Annotated in this window: 3 protein-coding genes; 1 reads left to right on the top strand and 2 read right to left on the bottom strand. The window is 40.0% G+C overall.

Annotated features, from left to right (window positions below):
- Nucleotides 1–84: 84 nt before the first annotated feature.
- Together AC4II3_RS32550 and AC4II3_RS32545 are read right to left on the bottom strand one after the other, a co-directional pair.
- Nucleotides 85–261: a hypothetical protein gene (locus tag AC4II3_RS32550; protein WP_488016545.1), complete on the bottom strand. Its 177-nt coding sequence runs from the start codon at nt 259–261 to the stop codon at nt 85–87.
- A 177-nt stretch (nt 262–438) separates the two neighbouring features.
- Nucleotides 439–828, bottom strand: coding sequence for a hypothetical protein (locus tag AC4II3_RS32545; RefSeq protein WP_488016543.1), 390 nt, complete (start codon nt 826–828; stop codon nt 439–441).
- 421 nt (nt 829–1,249) lie between these two features.
- On the opposite strand from AC4II3_RS32545, the gene AC4II3_RS32540 reads away from it, so the two are divergent.
- Nucleotides 1,250–1,504: a hypothetical protein gene (locus AC4II3_RS32540; RefSeq protein WP_488016541.1), complete on the top strand. Its 255-nt coding sequence runs from the start codon at nt 1,250–1,252 to the stop codon at nt 1,502–1,504.
- The last annotated feature ends 569 nt before the right edge of the window (nt 1,505–2,073 follow it).

Below are 2,073 nucleotides of genomic sequence, written 5' to 3'. Positions count from 1 at the left end.
ACCCCTAAAACCTAACCCCTGTAAGATTTTCAATTAGCTTGTCACCCCCTGAGCTCTAAGTGTATAGCTTCTCCCATGGAAAGATCAAGCAATATAACCCTTTTGTCTTCCCCAATTTAACCATGCTTGAGCCATTTGTTTTATTTTTACCCATTGTTCTGGCAGAACTGGGTTTTCTTGGGTAATCTGGCGCAAAGCAGGCAACCAATAGAGCGGGTTTTGCTGCAAATCTTCCCATAAAAAAAGTGCGTTACATTTCATTGAACGCACCCTACAAGATTGGTGATTGTACTATTTATGATGCAAGGGATTTCACCGTCGATGGAATGATATACACTGACCGGCATTTAAATTGGTATTTTTGAAGCCTAGACTTCTTAAAGCAAGGCTTGCCAGTGGTCAAAATAAATGCTTAACAGCTTAATATCCGGGGAATCACTATTCACACACTACGACAAGATCAAAACCCTCATCTTTTCTAAGCCCGTTGTTAATGTCAGATGTAGTAACTTCTAAAGTATTAGGACTCTGCATATCCCCAATAAAAAGTAATGTGGAAGGAACATTACCATATGCTCCAAGTTCTGGTGATACAACAGTAGCAACAGAGGCACATTCGCTTATGTTTTTAGTCTCAAAAACGACTATGTAGTTTCCCCGAGCTGACCTAGAAACCCTGGCATCCCATGCATTGCTTTTCTTTATTTTTCCATTAGCATCTACACGGACATAAAATGACTCGGAAGCCATTGCTGGGTTGCTTGAAAAACCAAATGCCATCACTACAGCGAGTAATACAGCAAAAAGCCAAGATAGCCTTGTTTTCATAATTCTTAGATCTCCTAATTTAAATCGAGGTTCAGTATTCCTCTCTAGATACTATACAGATGTTTGACACATATAGCAAGTCTAAATTATTTATTTTTAAAAAATCACATAATATAATATGATAAATCTTTTAACTCAAAACCCTAGAAAGGATGAGGGAAACCGTCGATCAGTTTGCCTATCAGCTTAAATTCTAAATTCTAAATTCTAAATTCCTATTGTAGGGTGCGAAGCAGGAAAGTGTAACGCACCGAAATCAAACCCAAGTTACGGAATTAAACCCCTTTTTTTAAACTATATCCCATTTCATAACCGTACAATTTATTTCAATTACCCCTCAAAAAAAAATCCTAAAAACCCTTGACAATTATAATTATAATCGTTATGATTATAATGTATACATCAAAACCAATTTTGAACTATGCCTGACAACTTTCGCCCGAATCAAGAAAACAATCCTGAGGAGATCACTCCTAGTAATACTCCTCAGGAACCTTCCCCAAAAAAATACCCCGTTCAGCATATTCTGAAGGGCTCCCGCCGGGCAATCAGCAACACCATGTATACCCTTTCTGCACTGCGTTATGCCCAAATTTCCGACTGGAGCCCCCTTCAGGCGACGGGAATTCCTGGCGAATTCATGACGACGATGACTAAGTACATAATTCTAGATTAAACTAACTTATTAGGGGGGGGTTCCCCCCCTAGCCCAAAAATCAAATCTGTTCCCCTAGGGTGACCTTTGGTCAATCGGATCGGATTATTTCTGGGTTAGTGTACAAAGTTCAGGCATAGTAAAATTTCATAGCCGTGGAAGGTATTTCTGCGGCTACTTTTTTTTAGTTGAAGGTTAGAAGGTTGTTCGCGTAGCGTGGCCTTTTGGCCAAGGTTGAAGGTTGGGATATTGTTCGCGTAGCGTGGCCTTTTGGCCAAGGTTGGGATGTTGTTCGTTTTTGGCGTTCGGTGTAGGGTAGGTTGTCTGTCAGAATGTAGAATAGAATGTAGAAGGCAGAATGTAGAAGGCAGAATTCTAAATTCTAAATTCTAAATTCTTATGGAGCTCTTGGAATTGCGATCGCTTACTGCACCAGCGGAGCTGATCCCATCAAGTAAGGGAATTATCCCTTCACTGTAATTACTAATATAGTGAATAAAAATACAGAACTTTCTATCCTAATGAGGTGCACACGATTTTTTCCCTCTTGCCTCTTGCCTCTTGCCTCTTGCCTCTTGCCTCTTGCCTCT

It is taken from the genome of Moorena sp., from assembly GCF_982860115.1.
The sequence above is the reverse complement of the archived record's forward strand: the minus strand, read 5'-3'. Positions and strand labels throughout refer to the sequence as shown.